25 protein-coding genes are annotated in these 25563 nt (G+C 71.6%); 15 read left to right on the top strand and 10 right to left on the bottom strand.

Features of this window, described 5'->3' with window-relative positions:
- Window positions 1–98 precede the first annotated feature (98 nt).
- The 3 genes from ACIP5K_RS26400 to ACIP5K_RS26390 all read left to right on the top strand — a co-directional run bounded on the left by ACIP5K_RS26400 (window position 99) and on the right by ACIP5K_RS26390 (window position 4080).
- Entirely contained in the window at window positions 99–1922 is a 1824-nt protein-coding gene (locus tag ACIP5K_RS26400; protein ID WP_401413315.1) for a DEAD/DEAH box helicase, read from the top strand.
- A 309-nt stretch (window positions 1923–2231) separates the two neighbouring features.
- Window positions 2232–2873, top strand: a complete 642-nt coding sequence (locus tag ACIP5K_RS26395; RefSeq protein WP_401413313.1) for an IclR family transcriptional regulator — start codon at window positions 2232–2234, stop codon at window positions 2871–2873.
- 415 nt (window positions 2874–3288) lie between these two features.
- Window positions 3289–4080, top strand: coding sequence for a S16 family serine protease (locus tag ACIP5K_RS26390; protein WP_401413311.1), 792 nt, complete (start codon window positions 3289–3291; stop codon window positions 4078–4080).
- A gap of 34 nt (window positions 4081–4114) precedes the next feature.
- On the opposite strand, the gene ACIP5K_RS26385 is transcribed toward ACIP5K_RS26390, so the two are convergent.
- The 5 genes from ACIP5K_RS26385 to ACIP5K_RS26365 form a co-directional block, all read right to left on the bottom strand.
- Window positions 4115–5092 carry a glycine betaine ABC transporter substrate-binding protein gene (locus tag ACIP5K_RS26385; RefSeq protein ID WP_401413310.1) on the bottom strand — a complete coding sequence of 326 codons (978 nt, stop codon included), beginning with the start codon at window positions 5090–5092 and terminating at the stop codon, window positions 4115–4117.
- A complete protein-coding gene (locus tag ACIP5K_RS26380) occupies window positions 5089–5901 on the bottom strand; it encodes an ABC transporter permease (RefSeq protein ID WP_401413479.1) in 813 nt (270 codons plus the stop codon). The genes ACIP5K_RS26385 and ACIP5K_RS26380 overlap by 4 nt, the downstream gene beginning before the upstream one ends.
- A gap of 74 nt (window positions 5902–5975) precedes the next feature.
- Complete coding sequence (locus ACIP5K_RS26375; RefSeq protein WP_401413477.1) at window positions 5976–7241, bottom strand: betaine/proline/choline family ABC transporter ATP-binding protein; 1266 nt, start codon at window positions 7239–7241, stop codon at window positions 5976–5978.
- 31 nt (window positions 7242–7272) lie between these two features.
- Window positions 7273–7920, bottom strand: coding sequence for an ABC transporter permease (locus tag ACIP5K_RS26370; protein ID WP_401413308.1), 648 nt, complete (start codon window positions 7918–7920; stop codon window positions 7273–7275).
- Window positions 7921–7978: 58 nt separating this feature from the next.
- Window positions 7979–8449, bottom strand: coding sequence for an Lrp/AsnC family transcriptional regulator (locus tag ACIP5K_RS26365; RefSeq protein WP_401413306.1), 471 nt, complete (start codon window positions 8447–8449; stop codon window positions 7979–7981).
- A 122-nt stretch (window positions 8450–8571) separates the two neighbouring features.
- Here ACIP5K_RS26365 and hppD point away from each other — a divergent pair, with 122 nt between their 5' ends.
- A complete protein-coding gene (gene hppD, locus ACIP5K_RS26360; RefSeq protein WP_401413305.1) occupies window positions 8572–9717 on the top strand; it encodes a 4-hydroxyphenylpyruvate dioxygenase in 1146 nt (381 codons plus the stop codon).
- Between the two features lie 99 nt (window positions 9718–9816).
- Here the strand turns inward: hppD and ACIP5K_RS26355 are convergent, their stop codons facing one another.
- Window positions 9817–11346, bottom strand: coding sequence for a tetratricopeptide repeat protein (locus tag ACIP5K_RS26355; RefSeq protein ID WP_401413303.1), 1530 nt, complete (start codon window positions 11344–11346; stop codon window positions 9817–9819).
- Between the two features lie 87 nt (window positions 11347–11433).
- Here ACIP5K_RS26355 and ACIP5K_RS26350 point away from each other — a divergent pair, with 87 nt between their 5' ends.
- Window positions 11434–12804, top strand: coding sequence for an FAD-binding oxidoreductase (locus ACIP5K_RS26350; protein WP_401413301.1), 1371 nt, complete (start codon window positions 11434–11436; stop codon window positions 12802–12804).
- A 24-nt stretch (window positions 12805–12828) separates the two neighbouring features.
- Here the strand turns inward: ACIP5K_RS26350 and ACIP5K_RS26345 are convergent, their stop codons facing one another.
- Window positions 12829–13299: an SsgA family sporulation/cell division regulator gene (locus ACIP5K_RS26345; protein WP_401413300.1), complete on the bottom strand. Its 471-nt coding sequence runs from the start codon at window positions 13297–13299 to the stop codon at window positions 12829–12831.
- A 270-nt stretch (window positions 13300–13569) separates the two neighbouring features.
- Between ACIP5K_RS26345 and ACIP5K_RS26340 the strand changes: the two genes are divergently transcribed.
- Window positions 13570–14895, top strand: coding sequence for an RDD family protein (locus ACIP5K_RS26340; RefSeq protein ID WP_401413298.1), 1326 nt, complete (start codon window positions 13570–13572; stop codon window positions 14893–14895).
- 633 nt (window positions 14896–15528) lie between these two features.
- Window positions 15529–16185: an RDD family protein gene (locus tag ACIP5K_RS26335; protein ID WP_401413297.1), complete on the top strand. Its 657-nt coding sequence runs from the start codon at window positions 15529–15531 to the stop codon at window positions 16183–16185.
- 33 nt (window positions 16186–16218) lie between these two features.
- Here ACIP5K_RS26335 and ACIP5K_RS26330 read toward each other — a convergent pair whose 3' ends face one another.
- Window positions 16219–16476, bottom strand: a complete 258-nt coding sequence (locus ACIP5K_RS26330) for a hypothetical protein (RefSeq protein WP_401413295.1) — start codon at window positions 16474–16476, stop codon at window positions 16219–16221.
- A gap of 346 nt (window positions 16477–16822) precedes the next feature.
- On the opposite strand from ACIP5K_RS26330, the gene ACIP5K_RS26325 reads away from it, so the two are divergent.
- Entirely contained in the window at window positions 16823–19168 is a 2346-nt protein-coding gene (locus ACIP5K_RS26325; protein ID WP_401413293.1) for an immune inhibitor A domain-containing protein, read from the top strand.
- Between the two features lie 123 nt (window positions 19169–19291).
- Window positions 19292–19609 (top strand): hypothetical protein, encoded by a 318-nt coding sequence (locus ACIP5K_RS26320; RefSeq protein ID WP_401413291.1) that lies wholly within the window; start codon window positions 19292–19294, stop codon window positions 19607–19609.
- 30 nt (window positions 19610–19639) lie between these two features.
- Here ACIP5K_RS26320 and ACIP5K_RS26315 read toward each other — a convergent pair whose 3' ends face one another.
- Window positions 19640–20230 (bottom strand): isochorismatase family protein, encoded by a 591-nt coding sequence (locus tag ACIP5K_RS26315; protein WP_401413290.1) that lies wholly within the window; start codon window positions 20228–20230, stop codon window positions 19640–19642.
- Window positions 20231–20363: 133 nt separating this feature from the next.
- On the bottom strand, window positions 20364–21692 hold the full coding sequence (locus tag ACIP5K_RS26310; RefSeq protein WP_401413288.1) for a nicotinate phosphoribosyltransferase: 1329 nt from the start codon (window positions 21690–21692) through the stop codon (window positions 20364–20366).
- Window positions 21693–21772: 80 nt separating this feature from the next.
- Between ACIP5K_RS26310 and clpS the strand changes: the two genes are divergently transcribed.
- From clpS to ACIP5K_RS26280, 6 genes are all read left to right on the top strand, one after another.
- Complete coding sequence (gene clpS / locus ACIP5K_RS26305) at window positions 21773–22090, top strand: ATP-dependent Clp protease adapter ClpS (RefSeq protein WP_401413287.1); 318 nt, start codon at window positions 21773–21775, stop codon at window positions 22088–22090.
- On the top strand, window positions 22091–22693 hold the full coding sequence (locus tag ACIP5K_RS26300) for a DUF2017 domain-containing protein (RefSeq protein ID WP_401413285.1): 603 nt from the start codon (window positions 22091–22093) through the stop codon (window positions 22691–22693).
- Between the two features lie 318 nt (window positions 22694–23011).
- The gene (locus ACIP5K_RS26295; RefSeq protein ID WP_401413284.1) at window positions 23012–24472 is read left to right on the top strand and encodes an amino acid permease; all 1461 of its coding nucleotides are present in this window, start codon (window positions 23012–23014) and stop codon (window positions 24470–24472) included.
- 91 nt (window positions 24473–24563) lie between these two features.
- The gene (locus ACIP5K_RS26290) at window positions 24564–24980 is read left to right on the top strand and encodes a Mov34/MPN/PAD-1 family protein (RefSeq protein ID WP_401413283.1); all 417 of its coding nucleotides are present in this window, start codon (window positions 24564–24566) and stop codon (window positions 24978–24980) included.
- Window positions 24981–25081: 101 nt separating this feature from the next.
- Window positions 25082–25183: a putative leader peptide gene (locus ACIP5K_RS26285; RefSeq protein WP_401413281.1), complete on the top strand. Its 102-nt coding sequence runs from the start codon at window positions 25082–25084 to the stop codon at window positions 25181–25183.
- A gap of 92 nt (window positions 25184–25275) precedes the next feature.
- Window positions 25276–25554, top strand: a complete 279-nt coding sequence (locus ACIP5K_RS26280) for a MoaD/ThiS family protein (protein WP_401413279.1) — start codon at window positions 25276–25278, stop codon at window positions 25552–25554.
- The last annotated feature ends 9 nt before the right edge of the window (window positions 25555–25563 follow it).

The raw sequence follows: 25563 nt of genomic DNA, 5'->3' as shown, positions 1-25563 counted from the left end.
CCCGGCGTCCGCCCGGCCTCGTGAGGCGCGATCGCCGACCTCCCCACCGGTAGGGTGGACCGGTTGTCATACGCCCCCGATGTGCCGAGCCGGAGACCGTGACCACCGCCAACGACGCCAGCGCCGCCGCCCCGACCACCGCCCCGACCCCGTCCAGCCACCTCTCGCCCGCCTTCCCCGGCCGCGCCCCCTGGGGCACGGCCAACAAGCTGCGTGCCTGGCAGCAGGGGGCCATGGAGCGGTACCTCCAGGAGCAGCCCCGCGACTTCCTCGCGGTCGCCACCCCGGGCGCCGGGAAGACCACCTTCGCGCTCACCCTCGCCTCCTGGCTGCTGCACCACCACGTCGTGCAGCAGGTGACCGTGGTCGCGCCGACCGAGCACCTGAAGAAGCAGTGGGCGGAGGCGGCCGCGCGCATCGGCATCAAGCTGGACCCGGAGTACAGCGCGGGCCCGCTCAGCAAGGAGTACGACGGCGTCGCCATCACGTACGCGGGCGTCGGCGTGCGCCCGATGCTGCACCGCAACCGCAGCGAGCAGCGCAAGACCCTCGTCATCCTCGACGAGATCCACCACGCTGGTGACTCCAAGTCGTGGGGCGAGGCGTGCCTGGAGGCCTTCGAGCCCGCCACCCGCCGGCTCGCGCTGACCGGTACGCCGTTCCGCTCCGACACCAACCCGATCCCCTTCGTCCAGTACGAGGAGGGCAACGACGGCATCCGGCGCTCCTCGGCCGACTACACCTACGGCTACGGCAGCGCGCTCGCCGACGGCGTCGTGCGGCCGGTGATATTCCTCAGCTACAGCGGCCAGATGCGCTGGCGCACCAAGGCCGGCGACGAGATCGCCGCCCGCCTCGGCGAGCCGATGACCAAGGACGCGGTCAGCCAGGCGTGGCGCACCGCGCTCGATCCGCGCGGCGAGTGGATGCCGAGCGTGCTGCGCGCCGCGGACGCCCGCCTCACCGAGGTCCGCAAGGGCATCCCCGACGCGGGCGCCCTCGTCATCGCCTCCGACCAGGAGCAGGCCCGTGCCTACGCCAAGCTGATCCGCGAGATCACCGGCACGAAGGCGACCCTGGTCCTGTCCGACGACACCGGCGCCTCCAAGCGGATCGATGCCTTCAGCGCGAGCGAGGACCGCTGGATGGTCGCCGTCCGCATGGTGTCCGAGGGCGTCGACGTCCCGCGCCTGGCGGTCGGCGTGTACGCGACGACGATCTCCACGCCCCTCTTCTTCGCGCAGGCCGTCGGCCGTTTCGTGCGCTCCCGCCGGCGCGGCGAGACCGCGTCCGTGTTCCTGCCGACCGTCCCCGACCTCCTCGGCCACGCCAACGAGATGGAGGTCGAGCGCGACCACGTCCTCGACAAGCCGAAGAAGGAGGGCGAGGAGGACCCCTACGCCGAGTCCGAGAAGGAGATGGACGAGGCCAACAAGGAGCAGGACGAGGACACCGGCGAGCAGGAGCAGTTCTCCTTCGAGGCCCTGGAGTCCGAGGCCGTCTTCGACCGCGTCCTCTACGACGGCGCCGAGTTCGGCATGCAGGCCCACCCGGGCAGCGAGGAGGAGCAGGACTACCTCGGCATCCCCGGCCTGCTCGAACCCGACCAGGTGCAGCTGCTGCTCCAGAAGCGGCAGGCCCGGCAGATCGCGCACAGCAGGAAGAAGCCCGACACCGAGGCCGACCTGCTCGAACTGCCCGCCGAGCGGCGGCCCGTCGTCTCCCACAAGGAGATGATGGAGCTGCGCAAGAAGCTCAACACGATGGTCGGCGCGTACGTGCACCAGAGCGGCAAGCCGCACGGCGTCGTCCACACCGAGCTGCGCCGGGTCTGCGGCGGCCCGCCGAGCGCCGAGGCCACCGCGGGGCAGCTGCGCCAGCGCATCACCAAGGTCCAGGAGTGGGCGACCCGGATGAAGTGAACCCGGTTGCCAAGTGCGGGCAATCAGCCACAACTCCGGCTCGCCGCTGACCGGATTCTGGACGGAGTCTTCCGCTCAGCGGGACGACCTCGCTACATTCCGGGCAACGCACACGCCCCGTGGCAGCGCCGCCGCGGAGCGCAGCCGGTATGCACGGAATGTGGAACGTACGCAGAAGTGGTCGCATGCAGCCGTATGCAGCCCAGCGCCTGATATCCGACCGGCGGCCTCTGACGCGCGTCGCCACGGGACCGGCGGCGCGACCGCCGCACAGGGACCGCCGACCCTCACCACTAAGGAGTGGGCGTCGTGACCGCGGAGACCTCCCAGACGCTCGACCGGGGACTGCGCGTCCTCAAACTGCTCGCCGACACCGACCACGGGCTGACCGTGACCGAGCTCTCGACCAAGCTCGGCGTCAACCGCACGGTCGTCTACCGTCTGCTGGCCACGCTCGAACAGCACGCCCTCGTCCGCCGCGACCTGGGCGGCCGCGCCCGGGTCGGGCTCGGGGTGCTGCGGCTCGGCCGGCAGGTGCATCCGCTGGTGCGCGAGGCCGCGCTGCCCGCGTTGCGGTCGCTCGCCGAGGACATCGGGGCGACGGCGCATCTGACGCTGGTCGACGGGACCGAGGCCCTCGCGGTCGCCGTCGTCGAGCCCACCTGGACCGACTATCACGTGGCGTACCGCACCGGGTTCCGGCATCCGCTCGACCGGGGTGCCGCCGGGCGGGCCATTCTCGGGGCGCGGCAGGGCGTCCTGCCCGAGACCGGATACACCCTCACCCACGGTGAGCTGGAGGCCGGGGCCAGTGGGGCCGCCGCGCCGCTGCTCGGGGTGAGCGGGGTCGAGGGCAGTGTCGGGGTCGTCATGCTGGCCGACGCCGTTCCCGAGCGGGTCGGGCCCCGGGTCCTGGACGCGGCCCGAGAAGTCTCCGACGCCCTCCGCTGACCCACGCCCCCGGATCCGTCCTCGAGGCGCGCCACCGTCGTGGCCGGTCGCGCAGTTCCCCGCGCCCCTGGGCCCGTCTTCGAGGCGCGCCACCGTCGTGGCTGGTCGCGCAGTTCCCCGCGCCCCTGGGTCCGTCTTCGAGGCGCGTCACCGTCGTGGCTGGTCGCGCAGTTCCCCGCGCCCCTGGGTCCGTCTTCGAGGCGCGCCACCGTCGTGGCTGGTCGCGCAGTTCCCCGCGCCCCTGAGGCATGCGCTGCGCGCAGCCTCCCCGGGCCGAGGGAGGGCCCGGCGATGAGATGGCGCACGCAGTGCGCATCTCAGGGGCGCGGGGAACTGCGCGAGAAGCGGCCACCGGGCCGCGCGGGGGGAAACGACCCGGAGGGAGCCGTGATGCGGAGGGCGTTAGATTGGGGGCGTGCTCAATCGCCTCAGTCGTCCCAAGGCCCTCGCCCTCTGCGCGCTCCCGGCGATCGCGCTGCTCGCGATCACCGCCCTGGCCCCGCTGCCGTTCTCGGTGGCCCAGCCGGGCCCCACGACGAACGTGCTGGGCACCTCCGACGGCAAGCCCGTCATCAAGATCTCCGGCGCCGGCACCCGCGACACCAGCGGCCAGCTGCGCGCGGTGACGATCCTTGCGACCGGCCCCGACGCCCCGATCCACCTGTCGGACGTGCTCGACAGCTGGTTCCGCGACGACCGCGCCGTCATGCCCCGCGACGCCGTGTACCCGGCGGGCGACTCCACCCGGGAGATCGAGCGGCACAACCAGCGGGAGATGAAGGGCTCGCAGGACGCCGCCACCGAGGCCGCCCTCGGCTACCTCGGCGACCGCGGCGACGACGTGCGGGTCAGCCTCCAGCTCGGCGACGTCGGCGGCCCCAGCGCGGGCCTGCTGTTCTCGCTCGGCATCGTCGACATGCTCGACGGCGACGGCAGCGGCGGCGACCTGACCGGCGGGAGGTCCATCGCGGGCACCGGCACGATCGACGCGGGCGGCAAGGTCGGCGCGGTCGGCGGCGTCTCGATGAAGGTGCAGGCCGCCGACCGCGACGGCGCCACCGTCTTCCTCGTACCGAAGGCGGAGTGCGCGGACGCGAAGGCGTCGGCGCCCTCGTCGATGCGCCTGGTCCCGGTGACCACGCTCAAGGGCGCGGTCACCGCGCTGACCCACCTGGAGAAGAAGACCGGCGCGGTCCCGGCCTGCTGACCGGCCTGCCGGTCGGCCTGGAGGAGGAGAACGGCTAGCCGTCCCCCTCCTTCACGAACCCCTCCTTCACCAGCCAGTCCAGGGCCACCTCGTGCGGGTCCTGGCCGTCGACGTCGACCTTGGCGTTGAGCTCCTGCGCGACCGGGTTGGTCAGCTTCTTCGAGATCGGGTCGAGCACCCCGGCCAGCTCGGGATGCTTGTCGAACGCCTTGGAGTTGATCGCGGGCGCCGCGTTGTAGTTCGGGAAGAAGTGCTTGTCGTCCTCCATGACGTGCAGGTTCATCGACTGGATGCGGCCGTCGGTGGTGTACACCTCGCCGAAGGTGCAACTGCCCTTCTTCACCTGCGTGTAGATGATGCCGCTGTCCATCTGGGTGATGTTCGACGCCGGAATGCTCATCCCGTACGCCTTCTCCATGCCCCGCAGCCCGTCGGCCCGGTTGGCGAACTCGCTCTCCACGCACACCGAGACGGCCTTCGGGTCCGACTTCGCGAGCGCGGCGACCTCGGAGAGCGTCCGCGTGCCGTACTTCTTGAAGTTGGCCGAGTTCATCGCCAGCGCGTAGGTGTTGTTCAGCGGGGCGGGCGGCAGCCAGGTGATGCCGTTCCGGGCGTCCGCGTCCTTCACCGCCCGCCACTGCCGCTGCGGGTCGGCGATCGGGTCCGAGTTGCCGAGGTACGTGATCCAGGCGGTGCCCGAGTACTCGTACATGGCGTCGGCGTCCCCGCTGCGGATCGCCTCGCGGGCGCCGACCGAGCCCTGGATGCCGGTGCGGTCGATGACGTCGGCGCCCGCCGCCTCGAAGGCGATGCCCATGATCGCGCCGAGGATCAGCTGCTCGGTGAACTCCTTGGAGGTGACGACGAGGTCAGCGCCCTTGAGCGGCTCGCCCTTGCCGATGGAGCCGGGGGAGACGTCGTCGACCATCGGGCTGCCGCTGGTCAGCCCGCACCCGGCGAGCAGGGCGAGGCCGGCGGCCGCCGCCGCGGTCACGCGTACGCGGTGCTTCATGTTCGCGCCTCCAGTCCGCGCGGGCTGAGCAGCACCTCGGCCAGCGACGCCAGCCAGTCCACCAGCAGCGCGAGCGCGATCGTCAGGATGGAGCCGAGCACCAGGATCGGCATGCGCTGATTGGTGATGCCGGCCTGGATGAGCGTGCCGAGGCCACCGCCGCCGCCGAACACCGCGAGGGTGGCGGTACCGACGTTGAGGACGAGCGCGGTGCGCACCCCGGCCAGGATCAGCGGCACCGCCAGCGGCAGCTCCACCCGGGCCAACACCATCGCCGGGGACATGCCGATGCCGCGCGCCGCCTCCATCAGGGTCGGGTCATTGGCCTTCAGGCCCGCGATCGTGTTGGAGAGCACCGGCAGGATCGCGTAGATGATGATGCCGATGAGCGCCGACCGCTGCCCGGTGCCCAGCCAGATCACCAGCAGCGCCAGCAGGCCGATCGCGGGCGTCGCCTGCCCCATGTTGGCCAGCGCCAGCGCGAACGGCGTCGCCCTGCGGAACATCCTGCGCGTCAGCAGGATCCCCAGCGGGATCGCGATGATCAGCACGAAGAACGTGGAGATGACGGTCAGCTGGACGTGCTGCCTGAGGTCCTTCCAGACCTGTCCGCCGGAGAGCGCGTTCTTCGAGATGGTGTCGAGGTCGGCGTTGCGGAACCACAGCCAGGTCAGCAGCAGCACCACGGCGATCAGCGCGGGCAGGAACGTCAGCTTCTGCCAGGTGAGGCGGCGCGGCTCCTTCGGCGCGGGCGGGGTCGCCTCCCGCTCGGCGGCGTCCTCGCCGTCGTCGCGGAACGCGAGGCCCATCACCTCGTGCTCGCCGTCGGGCCTGGCTCCCTTCGGGGGCGCGCCCTTGCGGTGCCGGCCGGTCGGGGTGTCACTCACGCCTGCGCCTCCCCGTCCGGGGCGCTCACGCCCTCCTGTTCCGCGTGCGTCTGCTGGGCGCGGACGTTCTCCAGCTCGTGCTGGCTCTCGATGGCCTCCAGGCGGTCGGCCTCCAGCAGTTCGTGCACGGAGTTCATCAGCGTCTCCATGTCGACGACGCCCTCGTACTCGCCGCGCCGGCCGGTGACCGCGACCCGGCCCGCGTTGTCGGTGAGGACCGCCTCCAGCGCGTCGCGCAGCGTCGCGTCGTAGGTCACCGTGTCGTGGACCAGGGTGCCCGCGCGGGCCAGCGAGCCCTTGGCGCGCATCAGGTCGCCGCGCCGCAGCCACTTGTAGGGGCGGCCGCGCCGGTCGAGCAGCAGCAGTTCGTTGGTGCCCGCCGCGCGCAGCTTGTTGAAGATGTCCTGGAGCGGGTCGTCGACGCTCACCGTCGGATAGTCGGTGACCTCCACGTCCCGTACGCGGCTGAGGTTGAGCCGCTTCAGGGCCGCGCCCGCGCCCACGAACCCGGAGACGAAGTCGTCGGCCGGGTTGGTGAGGATCGCCTCCGGGGTGTCGAACTGCGCGATGTGCGAGTGCTCGCGCAGCACCACGATCCGGTCGCCGAGCTTGATCGCCTCGTCGAAGTCGTGGGTGACGAACACGATGGTCTTGTGCAGCTCGTGCTGGAGCCGGATCAGCTCGTCCTGGAGGTGGTCGCGGGTGATCGGGTCCACGGCGCCGAACGGCTCGTCCATCAGCAGCACCGGCGGGTCGGCGGCGAGCGCCCGGGCCACGCCCACGCGCTGCTGCTGACCGCCGGAGAGCTGGCGCGGGTAGCGGCCCTGGAACTCGCCCGCGTCCAGCCCGACCAGGTCGAGCATCTCCTCGACCCGCGCCTTCACCCTCGACTTCGACCAGCCGATCATCTTCGGCACCAGCGCGATGTTCTGGGCGACCGTCATGTGCGGGAAGAGCCCGGAGGACTGGATCGCGTAGCCGACCTTGCGGCGCAGCTTCACCGGGTCCATGTCGGTGACGTCCTCGCCGCCGATCCGGATGCGGCCGCTCGACGGCTCGATCAGCCGGTTGATCATCTTCAGGGTGGTGGACTTACCGCAGCCCGAGGGGCCGACGAAGATGATGAGTTCGCCCGCCTTGATCTCCATGTTGACGCCGTCGACGGCGGGCTGCGGGTTGCCCGGGTAGATCTTGGTGAGGTTCTCCAGCTCGATGGAGGCGCCGGAGGCCGCCGGGGCCGGGGCCGGCTCGCCGGCGGGCATGGTCGGTGGGGCAGGCGTGGACGGCGTGGTCTCAGACACGGATCCCCCTCGGGATGGTCAGCCGCCCGATCAGGACGTAGACGGCGTCGAAGAGCAGGGCGAGGATGATGATGCCGAGGGTTCCGGCGAGGACCTGGTTCAGCGCGTTCTTGCTGCCCAGCGAGGCGATCCCGCGGAAGATCTCGTTGCCGAGCCCCGGTCCGGAGGCGTAGGCGGCGATCGCGGCGATGCCCATCAGCATCTGGGTGGAGACCCGGATGCCGGTCAGGATCGGCGGCCACGCCAGCGGCAGCTCCACCCGCACCAGCCGGGCCGTGCGGGACATCCCGATGCCCTTCGCCGCGTCGATCAGCGCCGGGTCGACGCCGCGCAGGCCCACGATGGCGTTGCGGACGATCGGCAGCAGCCCGTACAGGGTCAGCGCGATGACGGTCGGCGCCACCCCGATGCCGACGACCGGGATGAGCAGACCCAGCAGGGCCAGCGAGGGGATGGTCAGGATGGTGGAGGTCGCCGAGGTGGCGAGATTGCCCGCCCAGTCGCTGCGGTACGTGACGACGCCGATCAGCGCGCCGATCACGGTCGCCAGCAGCATGCACTGGAAGACCTCGCTGGCGTGCTGGTACGCGTCGAACAGCAGCTGCTGGTGATGGCTGCCGAGATAGTCCCAGAAGTTCATCGCGCCTCGCGCCGGGCGCTGTTCGTACAGCCGCCGGGAATCTCCCGGCGGCCCCACGTCAGGAGTCGCCCGACGCCTGCTCCACCAGCGGGATCACGCGCAGTGGAACGGGGTTCTCCATGACGATCGCGGTGGAAGCCCGGACAATGCCATCAAAACCGACAACCAGGTCGATCACCCGCTGGAGATCGGCGTTGGAGCGGGCCACCAGCCGGCACAGCATGTCGCCGCTGCCCGTCGTCGTGTGCAGCTCCAGCACCTCCGGGACGGTCGCCAAGTGGGCCCTGACGTCGGCCCCTTGCCCCTGCCGGATCTCCAGCGTGGCGAACGCCGTGACCGGGTAGCCGAGCGCCGCCGGGTCCACCTGCGGACCGAATCCCCGGATGACTCCGTTCGAGGTAAGCCGGTCGAGCCGCGCCTGCACCGTGCCGCGCGCCACCCCGAGCCGCCGGGACATCTCCAGGACCCCGATCCGCGGCTCCCGCGCCAGCAGCACGATGATCCGGCCGTCCAGTCGATCGATCGCCATGCCCGCCTCCGCAGTGGTCACCCTGTACACAAAGCCCGCCGATACCGGCCGTTTACTGGCCGGATTGTCCAGTGGATACGCAAACTATTGCGCACCTTGTGGATCGGCGGGAGCCTCCAGACATGACTGAGACAGCAGCCCACACTCCCAGCACCGCGCGCGAGGCCGACCCCTTCCCGGTGAAGGGAATGGACGCCGTCGTCTTCGCCGTCGGCAACGCCAAGCAGGCCGCGCACTACTACTCCACCGCCTTCGGCATGAAGCTCGTCGCCTACTCCGGACCGGAGAACGGCAGCCGCGAGACGGCGTCCTACGTCCTGACCAACGGCTCCGCCCGCTTCGTGTTCACCTCCGTCATCAAGGCCGCCACCGACTGGGGCCACTTCCTGGAGGAGCACGTCGCGGCGCACGGCGACGGCGTCGTCGACCTCGCCATCGAGGTGCCGGACGCGCGCGCCGCGTACGCCTACGCCGTCGAGCACGGCGCCCGCGGCGTCGTCGAGCCGCACGAGGTCAAGGACGAGCACGGCACCGTCGTCCTCGCCGCCATCGCCACCTACGGCAGGACCCGGCACACCCTGGTCGAGCGCTCCGGCTACGAGGGCCCGTACCTGCCCGGCTTCCAGGCCGCCGCCCCGATCGTCGAGCCGCCCGCCAGGCGCACCTTCCAGGCCGTCGACCACTGCGTCGGCAACGTCGAACTCGGCCGGATGAACGAGTGGGTCGCCTTCTACAACGAGGTCATGGGCTTCACGAACATGAAGGAGTTCGTGGGCGACGACATCGCCACCGAGTACTCCGCCCTGATGTCCAAGGTGGTCGCCGACGGCACGCTCAAGGTCAAGTTCCCGATCAACGAGCCGGCCATCGCCAAGAAGAAGTCCCAGATCGACGAATACCTGGAGTTCTACGGCGGCGCCGGCGTCCAGCACATCGCGCTCGCCACGAACGACATCGTCGCCTCGGTCCGCACCATGCGCGCCGCCGGCGTCCAGTTCCTCGACACCCCCGACTCGTACTACGACACCCTCGGCGAGTGGGCGGGCGAGACCCGGGTGCCGGTCGAGACGCTGCGCGAGCTGAAGATCCTCGTCGACCGCGACGAGGACGGCTACCTGCTCCAGATCTTCACCAAGCCGGTCCAGGACAAGCCGACCGTCTTCTTCGAGATGATCGAGCGGCACGGGTCGATGGGCTTCGGCAAGGGCAACTTCAAGGCGCTCTTCGAGGCGATCGAACGCGAGCAGGAGAAGCGCGGCAACCTCTGATCCCCGCTTCCCCGCTTCCCCGGCTTCCCCGGCTTCCCCGGCTTCCCCGCGCCCCCGCCCAGGGGTGCGGGGAAGCGCGCGGGCGGGACCGGGTCCCGGTCAGCGGCGCTTCGGCGGGGTCTGGGCGCGGGCGGGGACCGCCGCCGGCTTCGGGGGCCACATCTGCGGAACCCCGCCCTCGGGCGGCGAGCCCAGCGCGGTCAGCGCCGCCCGCGCCTCGGGCCCGTACAGCGGCGAGAACCCGGGATTGATGCGCAGCGCCTCCCCGAGATGCCGCCGGGCCGCCCCGTACAGCCCCGACTCCCGCTCCACGGCGCCCAGATGGAACGAATACCGGGCGTTGCGCACCGTCCCGCCCTTCTGCCGGTCGGTGGCCCGCCGCAGGAACCAGCGCGCCGCGTCGTCGTCCCCGGCCCGGTGGTACGCCCACCCCAGCGCGTCCGCGACCGCGATCCCCGGCGCCCGCGACCACTCCGCGCGCAGCCGCGCCACGGCCGCCTCCGGATCCCCGTGATCGGCCTCGAACCGCCCGAGCACCAGCGCGTCGTCCACCCCGTCCGCCCGCTGCGCGGCGACCCGCGCCCGCAGCGCCGCGTACTGCGCGCCGGCGGCCCGCTCGTCGCCCAGCGACTGGTACAGCTCGCCCAGCTCCAGCGCGTACCCCGGCTCCGGCCGCCGCGCCAGCGCCGCCCGGTACGCCGTCACCGCCTCGGCCGTGCGCCCCAGCGAGGCCAGCGCCCGGGCCCGCCCGGCCAGCGCCCCGTGCGCGGCCGGATCGGCGGCGAGCGCCGCGTCCTGGTGCCGCAGCGCGTCGGCCGGCTCCCCCCGCTCCCAGGCGAGGTCACCGCCCCGCTGCGACAGCGCCGCCCGCTCCGCGGGCGTACCCGCCCGCGCCGTCGCGTCGGCCAGCACGGCGGCGGCGTCCTCCCGCCAGCCCCGGTCCCCGTACACGGCGGCCGTGCGCAGCGTCACCGAGGTCCCGGCGCCCGAGGACAGCCCGGTCAGCTTCTCCAGGGTGCGGTCCGCCGCCTTGTAGTCGCCCACCCCCCGATAGGCGTCCACCAGCGCGACGTACGACGACCAGCGCTTCGGCGCCACCCGCACGGCAGCCTCGCCCCACTGCCGGGCCCCGCGCCAGTCGCCGCGGGCCGCCGCGAGGGCGGCGAGCCCGTCGAGCGCCTCCACGTTCCCCCCGGGCCGCACGGCCAGCGAACCGCGCAGCGCCCGCTCGGCCCTCGGGTAGTCCGTGGTGCGCGCCGTCCGCGAGCCGCGCTCGACGTAGGCGGCCCCGAGCGCCGCCCACGCCAGCCCGTCCCGCGGCCGGGCCCGCACCCGCGCCTCCTGCTCGCCGATCAGCGCGGCCAGGTCCGGCAGCGCGGCCGGCGCCCCCGCGGCGGCCGCGATCACCGCCCGCCCGGCCGGCCCGGGCAGCGCCGCGGGCCGCTCCGCCCCGCCCGGCAGCAGCACCAGGACCCCGCCGAGCACGGCGCACCCGGCGACGGCCGCGACGAGAGCGCGCCGCACGGCGGGGGAGCGGCGGCGGGGGGCGACGGGCCCCGGCACGGGCGCCACGGCCCGCGCGCAGGCCTGGACGTCCTCGGCGTTCTCGACGTTCTCGGCGATCTCCATGGCGCATACTGTGCGTCAATACGAAGAGCACACGGTGGAGGCCACCGACGGGTTCACACCGATGGCCCCGGGTGCGACGCTGTGATCATGAGCCGCACCCTCATCGAACTGCTCGGCGACGGGCTGCCCGCCGAGGCCCTCCTCACCGACCCCGACGTCACCGCCGCCTACGCCCACGACATGGCGAGCTTCTGCGCCGCGGGTGCCCCGGCCGTCGTCGTCCTGCCCCGCACGGTCGAACAGGTCCAGCACGTGATGCGCACGGCCACCGCGCTGCGCGTCCCGGTCGTCCCGCAGGGCGCCCGCACGGGCCTGTCCGGCGCGGCCAACGCCAGCGACGGCTGCGTCGTGCTCTCCCTCGTCAAGATGGACCGCATCCTGGAGATCAGCCCCGTCGACCGGATCGCCGTGGTCGAGCCGGGAGTGATCAACGCGACGCTCTCGCGGGCCGTGGACGAGCACGGCCTGTACTACCCGCCGGACCCCTCCAGTTGGGAGATGTGCACCATCGGGGGGAACATCGGCACGGCCTCCGGCGGCCTGTGCTGCGTGAAGTACGGGGTGACGGCGGAGTACGTGCTCGGGCTCGACGTCGTCCTCGCCGACGGCCGCCTGCTGTCCACCGGCCGGCGCACCGCCAAGGGCGTCGCGGGCTACGACCTCACCCGCCTCTTCGTCGGCTCCGAGGGCAGCCTCGGCATCGTGGTCCGGGCGACGCTGGCGCTCAGGCCGCGCCCGCCCCGGCAGCTGGTCCTCGCCGCCGAGTTCGCCTCCGCCGCGGCCGCCTGCGACGCCGTCTGCCGGATCATGGAGGCCGGCCACGGCCCCTCACTCCTCGAACTCATGGACCGTACGACGGTCGAGGCCGTCAACGACATGGCCCACATGGGACTCCCCGAGACCACCGAGGCCCTCCTCCTGGCCGGCTTCGACACCCCGGACCCGGCGGCCGACCTCGCCGCCGTCGGCGCCCTGTGCGAGGCCGCGGGCGCCACCCAGGTCGTGCCCGCCGAGGACGCCGCCGAGTCCGAACTCCTGCTCCAGGCGCGGCGGCTGTCCCTCACCGCGCTGGAGGCGGTCAAGGGCACGACGATGATCGACGACGTGTGCGTGCCGCGCTCCCGGCTCGGCGAACTCCTCGACGGCGTCGAGCGGATCGCCGAGAAGTACGCGCTGACCATCGGCGTCTGCGCCCACGCGGGCGACGGCAACACGCACCCCACGGTCTGCTTCGACGCGCAGGACGCGGACGAGGGCCGGCGGGCCCGCGAGTCCTTCGACGAGATCATGGCGCTCGGCCTGGAACTGGGCGGCACCATCACCGGCGAACACGGCGTCGGCGTCCTGAAGAAGGAGTGGCTGGCCCGCGAACTGGGCCCGGTCGGCGTCGAGATGCAGCAGGCGGTGAAGGCCGCCTTCGACCCGCTCGGCCTCCTCAACCCCGGCAAGCTCTTCTGACCGCCCCGCGGACACGTCCGCCCCTCACTGACCGTCCGACTCGTCCGACCCCCACGGGTCGCGCAGATAGAGGTCGTCGGCCGGGGTGGGCGTGAGCAGCTCGGCGAGGCCGGCGTCGATGCCGAGCTGCTCGGACTCAGAGCCCGGGGGGACCGCCCGCAGCGTCCGCTCCAGCCAGGCCGACACCTGGGCGGTGGGCGCCTCCAGCAGCGCGTCGCCGTCCGGTGACGTCAGCGCCATCAGCACGACCGCGTGCCCGTCCACCGTCGTCGGCCACACCCGCACGTCCCCGTGCCCGCACGGCCGGAACACGCCCTCCACCAGCAGCTCGCGCGCGAACGTCCAGTTGACCGGGTGCTCGGACCCGATGTGGAACGTGATGTGGACGGCGTAGGGGTCGTCCGTCCGGTACGTCAGCCGGGCCGGGACGGGGATGCTTCGCTCGGGCGACAACACCAGCTTCAGCTCTAGTTCGCGTTCCACCACGGAGTGCATGTCGTGCGCTTCCTCTCCACGCGTACGAGTCCTGCTCGCACGAGGTCCGTACGGGGCCACGAGCGGGCCCGTACCGAGTGAGAGGCCGATGCGGCCGTGGCATTACGCGAGTTCGCCGAAGTTTTTTCGCGGCCGGCCGGGACGGCCCGCCGCCGGGTTCACGAATGCCCGGAAAGTGGTCCGTAACGGCGGAGCGGCACGGGCGGGCGCGGCGGTCTGATAGACGTAGAGGCCACAACAAGACCCCCGAGCAGATACGGGACGACGGACATGAGCGCCCCAACCCCGGCCCCCGGTGACGACAGGCCCCGCGAAGGCTATTACCCCGACCCGTCCATTCCCGGATATGTCCGGTACTGGAACGGGGCCGCCTGGGTCCCCGGCACCAGCCGCCCCGCCCCGTCCGACGGCGAGAACCTGCCGGCCCCGGCGGGCGCGGGCGCCCGGCCCGGGCCCGTGGCACCGCCGTCCGCCCCCACCACCGAGGAGACCGGGCCGGTCTTCCTCGACGAGGAGCCCTCCGTCCGCACGGTGACCGGACCGGACGAGCCCGCCGCCCGGCCGGAGCTCCCCGCGCCGGAGACCGCCGCGCCGCCCGAGCCGGCGTCCGTCTGGCAGGCCGACGCGTCCCGCCAGACCGGGTTCGGCGGTGAGCAGGACCGCCGGGTGTCCTGGGGCGCGGCCGATGCCGGGGCGGTCGCGGACGAGCCGCAGCAGCGGCCGGACAGCACCGTCTCGATCCGCGCCGTGCGGCCGGGGGCGGCGGCTCCCGTGCGCACCGAGGGGACGATGGCGATGCGCGCCCTGCCGAAGCAGCAGTCGGCGCCGGCCCCGGCGCCCGCGCCCGTCCAGCCGCAGCAGCCGGCATACGGCTACCCGCCCCAGCAGCAACAGCCGCAACAACAGACGCCCTCGCCCACTCCCACTCCCTCGCCCACTCCTTCTCCTGTGACGCAGGGGCCGGGGGGCGGGCAGCCGTCCTGGGCGCAGCAGGTGCATCAGCTGGCGACGCCGGAGACCGGGGGGCAGATCGGGGGGCAGGCCGGGGGTCCGGTCACCCCGTTCAAGCCGGTGGTCACCGATCCGTTCCTCGCCGCCGCGCAGGCCCAGGCGAGTGCGCGGCCCGCGGGGCTCGGCAAGCGGTTCGCGGCGCGGCTCATCGACTCGGTGGTGCTGGGGGCGGTCACGGCCGGTGCCGCCGTGCCGCTGAGCGGGCGGGCCGTCGATCACATCGACGGGAAGATCGACGCGGCCAAGGCCTCCGGCCGGCAGGTCACCGTGTGGCTGCTCGACGGCACCACGGGCGCCTATCTCGGCATCGTCGTCGGGGTCCTGCTGGTCTTCGGGGTGCTGTACGAGGCCGTGCCGACCGCTCGCTGGGGGCGCACGCTCGGCAAGAAGGTGCTGGGCCTTTCCGTCCGCGACATCGAGGAGCACAGCTCCCCGACCTTCGGCGCGGCCCTCAAGCGCTGGCTCGCCTACAGCGTGCCCGGGGTTCTGGTGATCGGGGTCGTGGGCGTCCTGTGGTGCACCTTCGACCGTCCGTGGCGCCAGTGCCTCCACGACAAACTGGCCCGCACTTTCGTGTCCGACTGACCCCTCGGCGCAGCCAAGCCCCGCGCCGTGGGCCTCAGTTGGTCTTCTGCGGCCCGGTGCGGGAGTTCCCCGCGCCTCTGGCCAGTCGTCCACCTGCGACCCGGTGGCCGCGTCGCGCGCAGTTCCCCGCGCCCCTGAGTCGTCCGCGGGCCCGTCGTGGCTGGTCGCGCAGTTCCCCGCGCCCCTGAGGCATGCGCTGCGCGCAGCCTCCCCTTGAGGCTGCGCTCCGCGCGCCTCTCTAAAGAGGCGGGACGGTGACGCGCCTCTCTGATGAGATGCCGCACGCAGTGCGCATCTCAGGGGCGCGGGGAACTGCGCGCCCAGCCACGGCGGTGGTGCACCCGGAAGACGGCCCCAGGGGCGCGGGGAACTGCGCGCCCAGCCACGGCGGTGGTGCACCCGGAAGACGGCCCCAGGGGCGCGGGGAACTGCGCGCCCGGCCACGGCGGTGGTGCACCCGGAAGACGGCCCCAGGGGCGCGGGGAACTGCGCGGCCGGCCGCGGCGGTGGTGCAGCCGGGAGACGGACCTGGGGCGCGGGGTGTCGGTGGGGGTGGCCGGAAAGGGGTGGGTGGGTCATCCGGACGGCGGCCCGCCGGGTGCGTTCATGGACGGATCGCGGTCCACTCGGGCCATGAGTACCGAACCGCCGCCCACCGGATCCGGCCAGCCGCCGGACGACGACCCGTTCCGCAAGCCGCCGCCGACGAACCAGGGTGGCGGCTCGCCGTACGACAGCGGACCGGGCCAGAACCCCTACGACAACACCGCCCCGCCCCCGCCCCCGTACGGCGGCACCCCGTACGGAGCCGGAGGCCCGGGTCAGGGCGACCCCCTGGCCGGCATGCCCCCGCTGGCGGAGAGCGGCCGCCGCGTCCTCGCCCGCATCATCGACATGATCCTGGTCGGCATCGTCGTCGGCCTGCTGTCCTGGGCGTTCGACATCACCAGCTTCAGCACCGACGGCGACAGCATCAACGCCGGCAAGCAGGCCGGGTCCTCGATCCTGACGGCCGTCCTCTACATCGCGTACGACGTGTTCCTCACGGCGAGGACCGGCCAGACTCTCGGCAAGCGCCTGATGAAGCTGCGCGTGGCCAACCTCGACAACGGCGCCACACCGAACATGCAGGCCAACCTGATCCGGGCGCTCGTGCTGTGGGTCCCGTTCGCCTTCTGCTGCGCCTGCATCTGGACCGCGATCTGCGGCGGCTGGAGCTTCTTCGACAAGCCCTACAAGCAGGGCCTGCACGACAAGGCGGCCAAGACCGTGGTGGTCAGCAGCGGCTGACCGCGCGGCGCGTACGACCGGCGGGTCCGTGGCTCACGGGCCCGCCGTCTCGTGCACCGGCTCCCGCTCCCGCTCCCGCGCGGCCCCCGGCGGGTCGGCGGGCTCCGGCGCGGACGGCTGCTTCGGCCTGGGCACGCTCAGTGCCACGAACAGGCCCAGGATGACCGCCGACATGGCGATGACACCGACCCCCGGCCCCGAACTGGTCTGCGACAGCAGCAGCATGGCGAGGGTGGAGAGCACGACGGTGGCCGAACCGTAGGCGAGCTGTGCGACAGTCGGTCGAGGCATGACGACACATCCGTCCTCGTGACAGCGGGGGAGCAGTGCGGGACGTCCGGGGGCGGTGACCCACCGCGCCCGACTCTAATCCGACGTGTGCCCGACTGGGACGACCAGTAAGCGTCACCTTACCCTCGGTGCAGGGGCACGGGGGGCGCACGGAGTCATTCAGTCCACCAAGTGGACGTTCGAGCGCGCCCGTTGTACTGGCAGGGCCGTCCGGATACCGGATCCGCCGCGCTGCATAATGCAACTCACATGTCACAGTCAAGGTCTGTTAATTCTTTCCCGCCTCCGGTCAAATGGCGTCACTTGTGATGCGTGGCTTTCCGCCACGGAGGAGGGAAACACCCAAGTGACCACGAAGAGACGGGCGTTGAGATCCGCCGCCGTGCTGGTGACCCTGGCCGCCACCGCTGCCACCGGCTCCATAGCGGCGACCACCGCGCAGGCCGACAGCCCGGCCGCGCCGCCGAGCGGCTCGCACGGTGACAGCTACCAGGGCAAGGGCCACGTCATCGACGGCCCCTTCAGCCGGCAGCAGTCCGAGCAGCGGCAGACCGCGCTCGAACAGGTGATCAAGGGCAGTTCGAAGGTCGAGGAGAAGAACGGCTCCAAGGTCGTCAGGCTCGGCAAGGACAAGTACGTCGAGCTGGGCCGCGAGCGCACCGACCAGATCTTCACGATCCTGGTCGAGTTCGGCGACAAGGTCGACAGCAAGTACGGCGGCGACGCCGGCCCGCTGCACAACGAGATCGCGGAGCCGGACCGCAGCAAGGACAACAGCACGGCCTGGCAGTCGGACTACAACCGGGACCACTTCCAGGACCTGTACTTCGGTTCCGGCAAGGGCGTCGACTCCCTCAAGACCTACTACGAGAAGACCTCCTCGGGCCGCTACTCGGTCGACGGCGAGGTCTCCGACTGGGTCAAGGTCGACTACAACGAGGCCCGGTACGGCTCGAACTTCTGCGGCGCCTCCAACTGCCCCACCGTCGAGGACCTGGTCCGCGACGGCGTGAACGCCTGGGTCGCCCAGCAGAAGGCGGCCGGCAAGTCGGACGCCGCCATCAAGGCCGACCTCGCCACGTACGACCAGTGGGACCGCACGGACCACGACAACGACGGCAACTTCAACGAGCCCGACGGCTACATCGACCACTTCCAGATCGTGCACGCCGGCGAGGACGAGTCCGCGGGCGGCGGCGTCCAGGGCGAGGACGCGCTGTGGGCCCACCGTGGTTACGCCTACAGCCGCGACGACGGCGACACCGGCCCCACCGGCTTCAAGGCGGGCGGCACCCCGGTCGGCGACACCGGCATCTGGGTCGGCGACTACACGATGCAGCCGGAGAACGGCGGCCTCGGCGTCTTCGCCCACGAGTACGGCCACGACCTGGGCCTGCCCGACCTGTACGACACCACGTACATCGGCGAGAACTCGGTCGGCTTCTGGTCGCTGATGTCGGCCGGCTCCTGGCTCGGCACCGGCAAGGACGCCATCGGCGACATGCCGGGCGACATGACGGCCTGGGACAAGCTGCAACTGGGCTGGCTCAACTACGGCAAGGCCAAGGCCGCCACCACCTCGGTGCACAAGCTGGGCGTCTCGGAGTACAACACCAAGCTGAAGCAGGCGCTGGTCGTCGAACTGCCCAAGAAGAACGTCACCACGAACATCGTGCAGCCCGCGCAGGGCAGCAAGCAGTGGTGGTCGGACTACGGCGACGACCTCGACAACACCCTGTCGCGCACGGTGGACCTGACCGGCAAGACGTCCGGGTCCCTCGAACTCGACGGCTGGTACGACATCGAGAAGGACTACGACTACCTGTACACGCAGGTGTCCACCGACTCCGGCGCCAGCTGGAAGACGATCGACGGCACCGCCGACGGCCAGCCCATCCCGCGCGACGGCGGCGACAAGCCGGCCCTGACCGGCACCAACGGGAAGTTCCAGCACCTGGTCTACCCGCTGAACGCCTACGCGGGCCAGAAGATCGACGTCCGCTTCCGCTACAAGACCGACGGCGGCGTCGCCCAGATGGGCTTCGCCTTCGACAACCTCGCGGTCAAGGCCGACGGCGCGACCCTGTTCGCCGACGACGCCGAGACCGAGCAGGCGGGCTGGACCTCGCACGGCTTCTCCCGGGTCGGCGCCTCGGTCAACGGCGACTTCCCGCAGTTCTACATCGCGGAGAACCGCCAGTACGTCAGCTACGACAAGACCCTGAAGGTCGGCCCGTACAACTTCGGTTGGCGCGACGGCGGCGCGAAGAACAACTGGGTCGAGCACTACCAGTACCGTCCCGGCCTGGTCGTCTGGCAGTGGGACACCTCGCAGCGCAACAACAACGTCGGCCAGCACCCGGGCGAGGGCCTGATCCTGCCGATCGACGCGCACGCGAAGCCGATGAAGTGGGCGGACGGCAAGCTGATCTCCAACAAGATCACGCCCTACGACGCCGCCTTCGGCTGGTACCCGGTGCCGGGCATGACCCTGCACAAGCTGGGCGTCGCCACCAAGATCAAGGCGCAGCTCGGCAACCCGGTGTTCGACGACCACAAGGGCACCTACTGGTACGCGGAGAACCCGACGGGCAGTGTCAAGACAACTGACACCAACACCCGGCTCACCGTGCTGAACCAGCCCCTGGACGGCTCCTCGATCACGGTCGCGGTGGGTCGCTCCACTCGCTGATCTTGTAAAGCCGCAGGTCAAAGACGTATCGGCCGTGACCCCCTGGCGGGTCGCGGCCGATCGTGTTTAGGTGCGTCCTGTGAGTTCCTTATTGACGCGACGTCTCACGGGGGTGTGACAGGTATGTCCGCAGGAGGGTTCTGCAAGCTGCCCGGCGGCAGTGTGGTGGTGGCGCTGACGCTGCCCGCGCCCGGCCCCGGGGAGGGCGCCGTGCGGGTCCTGGTGCACGCCGTGAACCGCGCCCGTGCCCTGACCCGCCTGCGCAATCTGGGCCTGCGCGCCGTCTACCTGCGGGGGAACTCGCACCCGCCGACCCCGGACGAGATCACGGCGGTCCTGCACCATCCGGACGGCCTGGTGTGGCGCGAGGCGCCGGACCTGTCGGAGGCGGCCCTGTGGCGCTCGATACGCGCGCTGAAGATCAGCCACTCCGGCGTCTGAGGAGCCGGGTCCGGGATACGGGCCCGCGGCCTACGCCACGACGGGACTGCCGCTCAGTGCGACCCCGGCGTCCTTCATCTCGGACAGCGCGGCCTCGGTGGTGGCGGCGGCGACCCCCGCGGTGAGGTCGAGCAGCACCTGCGTACGGAACCCCTCGCGCGCGGCGTCCAGCGCGGTGGCCCGCACGCAGTGGTCGGTGGCGATCCCGACCACGTCCACCTCGGTGACCTCCCGGCGGCGCAGCCAGTCCGCCAGCGGCACCCCGTTCTCGTCCGCGCCCTCGAACCCGCTGTACGCGGCCGCGTACGCCCCCTTGTCGAAGACGGCGTCGATCGCCCCGGAGGCGATGACCGGCGCGAAGTTCGGGTGGAACCCCACGCCCTCGGTCCCGGCGACGCAGTGCGCGGGCCACGAGTGCCGGTAGTCCGGGGCGTCCGCGAAGTGGTTCCCCGGCGCGATGTGGTGGTCGCGGGTGGCGACGACGTGCTGGTAGCCGCCCCCGCCGGCCTGCCCGATGAGGTCGGTGATCGCGGCAGCGACGTCGGCACCTCCCGCCACCGCGAGGCTGCCGCCCTCGCAGAAGTCGTTCTGCACGTCTACGACGATCAGGGCGCGGCGCATGGGCGGATTCCTTAGCGAGAGGGTGTGACCGTGGGGCTACGAGCGTAGAAGCTTCACGTGGCTTGCGGGAGGGGGCGGTCGGGCCCCGCCGGTGCGCCGCGCGGCGGACCGGCGGACCGGCAGGACCGGCGGGTTAGAGGTACTCCGTCGGGATCACGGCCTCGCCGCGCGACAGCTGCGTCGCCGACAGCGGCAGCCCGTCGCGCACGGCGATGTGCCGCTCGCGCACCGCGTCGAGGGGCTCGCGGGCGACGACCTCGCCGCCCTTGACCAGCTCGACGAGGAGCTGGCGGTCGGCCAGCTCGGCGGGGACGGCGCCGGTGCCCAGCACCTCGGCCTCCGCCACCCCGTCCCGGTCGACCCGGCGCGCGGCCCACTTGCGGCCGCCGACGGACGTCTTGCCGCCCGCCGACTTCTTCGCGACGGCCGTCAGCGGCGCGTCCGGATCGGCGGACTCGGCGCGCGCCACGAGCTTGTAGACCATGGAGCAGGTCGGGTGCCCCGAGCCGGTCACCAGCTGGGTGCCGACGCCGTACGCGTCCACCGGCGCGGCGGCGAGCGAGGCGATGGCGTACTCGTCGAGGTCGGAGGTGACCACGATCCTGGTGTCCGTGGCGCCGAGGTCGTCGAGCTGCTGGCGCACCCGGTGCGCGACGAGCAGCAGGTCGCCCGAGTCGATCCGGACGGCGCCGAGCCGCGGCCCGGCGATCTCGACGGCCGTGCGGACCGCCTCCTGGACGTCGTACGTGTCCACGAGCAGCGTCGTGCCCTCGCCGAGGGAGTCGATCTGGGCCCGGAAGGCGTCCCGCTCGGAGTCGTGCAGCAGGGTGAAGGCGTGCGCGCTGGTGCCGACCGTCGGGATCCCGTACCGGAACCCGGCCGCGAGGTCCGAGGTCGTCGCGAATCCGCCCACGTAGGCGGCGCGCGAGGCGGCGACGGCGGCCAGCTCGTGGGTGCGCCGGGCGCCCATCTCGATCAGCGGGCGGTCCCCGGCGGCCGAGGACATCCGGGAGGCGGCGGCGGCGATCGCCGAGTCGTGGTTGAGGATCGAGAGGATCACCGTCTCCAGGAGCACGCACTCGGCGAAGGAGCCCTCGACGCGCAGCACGGGGGAGCCGGGGAAGTACACCTCGCCCTCGGGGTAGCCCCAGATGTCGCCGGAGAACCGGTAGTCCGCGAGCCAGGCGAGGGTCGGCTCGTCCACGACGTTCCGCTCGCGCAGGAAGCCGAGGACGTCCGCGTCGAACCGGAAGTTCTCCACGGCGTCCAGGACGCGCCCGGTGCCCGCCACGACGCCGTAGCGGCGGCCCTCGGGCAGCCGGCGGGTGAAGACCTCGAAGACCGATCGCCGCTCGGCGGTACCCCCGTGCAGGGCCGCCTGGAGCATGGTCAGCTCGTACTGGTCGGTGAAGAGCGCTGTCGACGGAACATCCACCGGCAGGCCAAGGTCCGCTGTGTTCATGACGATGATGCTACCCCGGATTAGCGTCAGTGTGACGATTTCTGGGTCCGTTTGTGCGATGCGCCCCTCCTGGTGGCAGCATGGGCCGTGTGACGGCTCCAGCACCCCTTGAGATCGAAAGCCCCGAGACGACGGAGGATCTCTCCGTGGTCCCCGAGCCGGACGTCCCCTGGATCACGCTCGTCCACAACGACCCGGTCAACCTCATGAGCTACGTGACGTATGTCTTCCAGTCGTACTTCGGGTACTCCAAGGACAAGGCCACCAAGCTGATGCTGGACGTCCACCAGAAGGGGCGCGCGGTCGTCTCCTCCGGCAGCCGCGAGGAGATGGAGCGGGACGTCCAGGCCATGCACGGCTACGGCCTGTGGGCCACGCTGCAACAGGATCGGAAGTAGATGCCCGGGCACTTCGAGCCGGTCCCCGGCGGCGGCGCGGCCGTCGCCCTCGACGAGGTCGAGATCTCCATCATCCGCTCGCTGGCCGTCCAGCTCCTGGAGCTGATCGGGCCCGGCCCCGGCGGCGAGGTGTCCGACGACCCGCTCGCCGAGCTGTTCGCCGAGGGGCCCAGCGAGCCGCCCGCCGACCCGGTGCTCCACCGTCTCTTCCCGGACGCCTACGGCGGCCCGGGCGCCCCCGAGGGGCGGGCCGCGCAGGACGAGTTCCAGGCGCACTCCGCCGAGTTCCGGCGCTTCACCGAGAACGACCTGCGGGCCGGCAAGCGCGACGACGCCCTCGCGGTGGTCCGCTCCCTCGACGGCCTCGGCCCGGTGGCCGGCGCCGGCGCGGTCCTCCAGCTCACCCCGGAGGACTCGGTCCGCTGGATGCGCGCGCTCAACGACCTGCGGCTGGCCATCGGCACCCGCCTCGACATCACCGACGAGGAGGACACCGACCTCCTCTACCGGCTGCCCGACGAGGACCCGCGCAAGCCGATGGTGATGGCCTACCTGTGGCTCGGCGGCCTCCAGGAGACGCTCGTGGAGACCCTTCTCCCGTGACCCCGGTGTTCGCTCAGCGGACGCTCAAATCCGGATAACGATCAGGTCACCGCCCCGGCTGCCTATGACGCGCCAAGGGCAGTTTGACCGCTTTTTCCTGTGCCGTACGCCACAGTCGGCGGAGTCGATCACCGAGAACGGCGTGATAGATCTTCACGACCGCCCGGCGGACGCCACCCCTGTCCGGCGGGGGCGCCCTTGCCGGCCGACCCCGGCAGGCAACAGCTCCATCCATCCAGGGCCGCAGCGCCCTAAGGATCGTCACAGTCGATCCGAGCCGCGTACGGCACGGATCGGCATGGAGAAAGGCGCAACAACATGACCTCAGCGCAGGTCGAGCAGGACGGCAAGGACTCTGCCGGCAATGAGGCCGTGCGGGACGACGCGGCGTCCCCCGGGTCCGGCGAGGGCTACCAGCGGGGCCTCGGCTCCCGGCAGATCCAGATGATCGCCATCGGCGGCGCCATCGGCACCGGCCTCTTCCTCGGCGCGGGCAAGGGCATCTCCAAGGCCGGGCCCAGCCTGATCCTCGCCTACGCCGTCGCGGGCGTCGTCATCTTCTTCATCATGCGCGCGCTCGGCGAACTCCTCATGTACCGGCCGGTCTCCGGCTCCTTCTCGGAGTACGCGCGCGAGTTCATCGGCCCCTTCGCGGGGTTCGTCACCGGCTGGACGTACTGGCTGTTCTGGGTCATCACCGGCATGACCGAGGTGACGGCCGCCGCCGTCTACATGACGTTCTGGTGGGACATCCCGCAATGGCTGTCCGCACTGGTCTTCACCGTCATCCTCTACGGCGCCAACCTGATCTCCGTGAAGCTCTTCGGCGAGCTGGAGTTCTGGTTCTCCACGGTCAAGGTCACCGCCATCATCGGCATGATCCTGATCTGCGCCGGCATCCTCACCATCGGGTTCTCCGACGCCGGTGACACCGCGTCCGTCACGCACCTGTGGGACCTCGGCGGCTTCTTCGCCGGCGAGAACGGCATCGGCTCGACGCTGATGACCCTCCAGATGGTCATGTTCGCGTTCCTCGCGGTCGAGCTCGTCGGCGTCACCGCGGGCGAGGCCAAGGACGCCAGGACCGTCCTGCCGCGGGCCATCAACACCGTGCCGTGGCGCATCGCCGTCTTCTACGTCGGCGCGCTCATCATGATCCTCTCCGTCGTGCCGTGGACGTCCTTCAAGGCCGGCGAGAGCCCGTTCGTGCACGCCTTCGACGAGATGGGCCTGGGCATCGGCGCCGCCATCGTCAACTTCGTCGTGCTGACCGCCGCCCTGTCCTCCTGCAACTCGGGCATGTACTCCACCGGCCGGATGCTGCGCGACCTCGCGCAGAACGGCCAGGGCCCGGCCCTCTTCACCCGGCTGAGCAGGAACGGCCTGCCGGTCGTCGGCACCACGTTCTCCGCCGCGATGATGATGATCGGCGTCTGGATCAACTACCAGTGGCCGGGCGAGGCGTTCAACTACGTCGTCTCCTTCGCCACCATCTCCGGCATGTGGGCCTGGATCGTCATCCTGATCTCCCAGATCCGCTACCGCCTCAAGTCCGACCGCGGCGAGCTGCCCAGGTCCACCTTCCGCGCCCCGGGCGGCGTCTGGACGAGCGGCTTCTCGCTGGCGTTCATCGCGCTGGTCGTCGTCACGATGGGCATGGACAAGGACAACCGGGTCGCCCTGTACGGGGCCCCCGTGTGGGGCGCGATCCTCGCCGTCTCCTACCTGGTCCTCAAGGCGCGCAGGCCCGCCGACGCCGCGCCCGCGCAGCAGCCGTAGTCCCCGCGGGCGCCGCGACCGGCGTCTCACCAGCCGGGCTGTCGCATATCGCACACCGATACGCGGCGGCCCGGCTGCTTATCCTGACGGCATGCTGACAATCTCCCAGGCCCTGTACGACCAGATCGTGGAGCACGGCCGCAAGGACCACCCCGACGAGGCCTGCGGCGTCGTCGCCGGACCGGTCGGCGAGGGCCGCCCCGAGCGCTTCATCCCGATGCTGAACGCCGCGCGCTCGCCCACGTTCTACGAGTTCGACTCCGCCGACCTGCTCAAGCTCTACCGCGAGATGGACGACCGCGACGAGGAGCCGGTGATCATCTACCACTCGCACACGGCGACCGAGGCCTACCCCTCCCGCACCGACATCTCCTATGCCAACGAGCCGAACGCCCACTACGTCCTGGTCTCCACCGCGGACACCGACGGCGAGGGCCCCTTCCAGTTCCGCTCGTTCCGCATCGTCGACGGCGCCGTGACCGAGGAAGAGGTCCAGGTCACCGCCTGATCCGGCCGCTCTCGCCCCCCGGTCTCGACCGGCGGACGCTTTTCGACCGCATGGTGAGATCACACTCCGGGGTCCGGGCCGGGAATCGATACGATGAGCCCATGGTTTTCCACGACGTGAGCGAAAAGACGCCGGGCGCCCTGCTCGTGGCGCGGCTGCACGTCGACCTGTGCCGCCTCGCCAGCGCCGTCTGTCCGCGCTGAGCCGCACCGCCGTACGTCCGGACGCCCGCCCGTACGCAAGCGCCCACCGCGCGCTCATCCACTCGACTTCCGACTCCTGACAGGAGCCCAGCATGGCCATCGAGGTCCGCATCCCGACCATCCTCCGCACCTACACCGACGGCGCCAAGGCCGTCGAGGCGAGCGGGGACACCCTCGCCCAGCTCTTCGCCGACCTGGACGCGCGGCACGCGGGCATCGCCGACCGCATCGTGGACAACGGCCAGCTGCGCCGGTTCGTGAACGTGTACCTGAACGACGAGGACGTCCGCTTCCTCGACGGCATCGACACCAAGGTCGCCGACGGCGACAACGTCACCATCCTGCCGGCCGTGGCCGGCGGCATGCGCTGAGCGCGGGAA

Origin of the sequence: Streptomyces sp. NPDC088785, from assembly GCF_044750685.1 — a bacterium.
Classification (GTDB): domain Bacteria; phylum Actinomycetota; class Actinomycetes; order Streptomycetales; family Streptomycetaceae; genus Streptomyces.
This window is presented reverse-complemented; position numbering and strand designations above follow the sequence as displayed.